At 34.1% G+C, this 3,154-nt stretch carries 4 protein-coding genes; all 4 read right to left on the bottom strand.

What is annotated here, in order from left to right; all coding sequences use genetic code 11:
- Window positions 1-56: 56 nt before the first annotated feature.
- The 4 genes from OZD63_RS02960 to OZD63_RS02945 all read right to left on the bottom strand — a co-directional run bounded on the left by OZD63_RS02960 (window position 57) and on the right by OZD63_RS02945 (window position 3,027).
- The gene (locus OZD63_RS02960; RefSeq protein WP_274979399.1) at window positions 57-347 is read right to left on the bottom strand and encodes an ankyrin repeat domain-containing protein; all 291 of its coding nucleotides are present in this window, start codon (window positions 345-347) and stop codon (window positions 57-59) included.
- A 140-nt stretch (window positions 348-487) separates the two neighbouring features.
- A complete protein-coding gene (locus tag OZD63_RS02955; RefSeq protein ID WP_458695131.1) occupies window positions 488-1,690 on the bottom strand; it encodes a multidrug effflux MFS transporter in 1,203 nt (400 codons plus the stop codon).
- 146 nt (window positions 1,691-1,836) lie between these two features.
- Window positions 1,837-2,652 carry a hypothetical protein gene (locus OZD63_RS02950; protein WP_275008068.1) on the bottom strand — a complete coding sequence of 272 codons (816 nt, stop codon included), beginning with the start codon at window positions 2,650-2,652 and terminating at the stop codon, window positions 1,837-1,839.
- A 57-nt stretch (window positions 2,653-2,709) separates the two neighbouring features.
- Window positions 2,710-3,027 carry a GTA baseplate fiber-binding domain-containing protein gene (locus OZD63_RS02945; protein WP_275008067.1) on the bottom strand — a complete coding sequence of 106 codons (318 nt, stop codon included), beginning with the start codon at window positions 3,025-3,027 and terminating at the stop codon, window positions 2,710-2,712.
- Between the last annotated feature and the right edge of the window lie 127 nt (window positions 3,028-3,154).

Below are 3,154 nucleotides of genomic sequence, written 5' to 3'. Positions count from 1 at the left end.
AACACCAGCTTGCAAATGATTGTCCTTTCCTTCATTTCTCTCCTATTACGAAGATTTTAAACAGGTTCTAAAACTTCTACTACCCCTTTATGGTCCTCTTTAGCAGCCCGATGTAGAGGAGTCTCTTTTAACTCATTTGTTGCATTAACATTTGCCCCATTATTTAGTAAAACTTCTACTACCCCTTTATGGCCCTTTTCAGCAGCCAAATGTAGAGGAGTCTTGTTATCTTGATCTTTTACATTAACCTTTGCTCCTTCACTTATTAGACTTTTTACTTTCTCAATATTACCTTCTAGAGCAGCCTTACGTAATTCAGCATTTATATCTCTGTTTGAATTGCTCATCCCATACCTCCTGTAAAACTATATTGTTATGATAAAGTCGTTAATAATCTATGAGCTCTCACCCCCTGTAAAATTATATTATCATGATAAAGTCATTAATAACCCATGAGCTCTATGTTCCTGGATCACGCAAATAATGGTTATTCCCTGTGTTTTTCAGTACATTTGAGCTGGCTGTACATAAGAATTGCAATTGTAGAGCATGCTATTGTTAATAGTAAATTTGGTAAAATACCATAGCGAAAAAATTTTCCTACTATATATATTCCAATAGCCCCAAACATCATATTGCAGAATGAGAGGACTGCACTACCAAGCCCTATACCTTTGATCGTTTCTAAAGCAGAAGTTACGTTATTGCTTATTATTAATGCAAGTCCGATATTGGCTGGAATCCAAACAGTTTGAAGAATGAATATATTCAACTTGTCCGCGAAATAAAAATATACCAATAAACTATCGGATATTATCGGTAACACCAAACCTATTATTAGCATTTTACTCACCCCTATTTTCGGCACATATCTCCTGTTAATTAAAGTTCCAATTATGTAAAATATGACTATGATCGATATGAGGTAGCCAAAATACTGTACTTCAATTCCCATCAATTCAAATATGAACGGGTAGTTAGCAATGTATGCCCAAAGCCACATGAAAGTTAATCCATGAATGGCTGAAAACCCAAGGAAACGATAATTTCTAAATATTGATATATATTGCTTGAAGATATTAGTAGTTATGTTAGTTATACTGGTTTCATTTTTATTTACAGTGAGTGTTTCTTGTAACTTAAAGTAGATAAAAATAAGTATAGCAATTGCTGCGAGTGACATAATAAAAAACAAAAATTTCCAATGATAACCATGTGAAATTATATAACTGCCCACCACTGGAGCTATTCCAGGTGAGAGTGCCACAACCATATTTAATTTTGAAATTACTCTCGAGTATTCACTACCTGAGTACATATCCCTTATTGCTGCATACCCAACAACACCTGCAACACCAGCCCCTGTTCCTTGTATGAAGCGAATTAGTATCAAGAGCGCAATACTGTCGGCTATATAACATATGACACTTGCCAAAGTAAAAATTGTCATACCAATCAGCATCATTGGACGCCTACCATAATGGTCCGACAATGGACCATAAATTAATCCAGACACCGCAAATCCAACTAGATTCAAGCTAATTGTAAGCTGCACTACACTGCCTTCTACTTTAAAATAATTGGCAATGCTTGGTAGTGCAACTGAGTACAAATCAGTTGCCATATCGACAATTGCTACAGACAATATCATAATAAGAGAGATGATATCTTGCGAAAGAGCTGTTTTCACTTAATGATTTACTGGATTAAATATACTTAATTATAATGTATTTTTTTCATTAGTATAAGTACAATGTTACATAGTAAACGATGTCATTCGAGTAGCGGACACTGAAATCTTAAGCTAAAATCATGAAAAGCACGAATTTCAATATTTTACCTTTGATTATTCATTTTAAGCTTTAAGTCTTCAACAGAAGATGCATTTGCCTCACTTACTACCTTTAGTGGTTCACCAAGACTATGTTCCACTTTTGTCTCAAATTTAAAGCCCAATTTTTCGCAAAGCTTCTGAAAATATTCAACAATAACATCAAACAAATTCCTACCACTTACTTTGTAGTTTTTTAGCTCTTTAGGAATGGTAAGAAGTACTTTACCATCTTCATATGTTACATTTTTATCTTCACATTTCAGTTTAAACTCCGCTGAACTGCAAAAACCTGGTGTTTCGATATATGTACAATCATCATAGTTAAGCATTTTTGTATATTTCATGCTAAAACTAAGCTTTATACAATTGGGTTCACGACGATCCATAATATACTCTCTTGTCATACAGTTGCTTTGCATTGACAAATGAAAAGATCCAAGAGCTTGACTCATATCATTAGGAAGAAAATGAGTATATCCGCCCTGATAATAGTTATTTATTAACTCCTCAATAATAGAGTTATTGGGAATTGTTCCACCAACGTGTTTAAACATTTCTGTAAAAATTTGTCTGAGAAATGGACGATAATTCCCTTTTCCGTTTTCATCCCGTAGAATTAGATTTTTATGTTTTGAATACAGATTGTTAATAAATTCGTTAGTTATTTTTTGTCCGTTAATAGCAAGGCCGTGTGTTCTATTAAGATCCTTATATGTTCCCTCACCAGAAATTACTTCGTCCCAAGTGTTAGCTTTGAAATCAGCATATTTGAGCTTCTTCACTTCAGCTTTCAACGCACTGACCATTTCCTTTGACATGTTATATCTCTACCATTAACACCTGTATGTTAATTCTAGCACTTACTTTATTAAATTTCAATTACTAAATGAATTCATCACTTTCACTTCCGTATTTTCCAGCGAGTCACCGTAAGTCACTGCTTTTAGGTAAAACTTTTTTCCCCTTTGCACTTCGAAAGATATTATTGAATCATCAAGTAGAACAAATTTTTCACCTGCAGTGTGCTGATACTCTTTAGTGCCTTCTTGCCCTCTAATTAGATTGCTAAGCTTATATTTATTTTTATCTATAAGTTCGGCACTCTGAAATTTTACTATCCCTTTTCCAACCAGTGCTAAATTGCTTACATTTATAGTACTAACATTAGTGCTTGTAAAACCCTCTTCTGTCATCCCAGTGCCCAGACACTGGGATGGCTTTGTTGCATAGGAACTGAAAAAATCTGGTGGCTACTGACAAAATTCATTATAAAATAGCCATTTAACCTTGAAAGAAAAAATATGCCACAAAAAATGAGGG

The sequence above is a fragment of the Wolbachia endosymbiont of Drosophila leontia genome (genome assembly GCF_028981785.1).
Taxonomy (GTDB): Bacteria; Pseudomonadota; Alphaproteobacteria; order Rickettsiales; family Anaplasmataceae; genus Wolbachia; species Wolbachia pipientis.
The sequence above is the reverse complement of the archived record's forward strand: the minus strand, read 5'-3'. Positions and strand labels throughout refer to the sequence as shown.

What these genes read in the sequence shown, in the direction of transcription:
- OZD63_RS02960 (WP_274979399.1), bottom strand. Translation starts at nt 347, where the DNA reads ATGAGCAATTCAAACAGAGATATAAATGCTGAATTACGTAAGGCTGCT.
- OZD63_RS02950 (WP_275008068.1), bottom strand. Translation starts at nt 2,652, where the DNA reads ATGTCAAAGGAAATGGTCAGTGCGTTGAAAGCTGAAGTGAAGAAGCTC.
- OZD63_RS02945 (WP_275008067.1), bottom strand. Translation starts at nt 3,027, where the DNA reads ATGACAGAAGAGGGTTTTACAAGCACTAATGTTAGTACTATAAATGTA.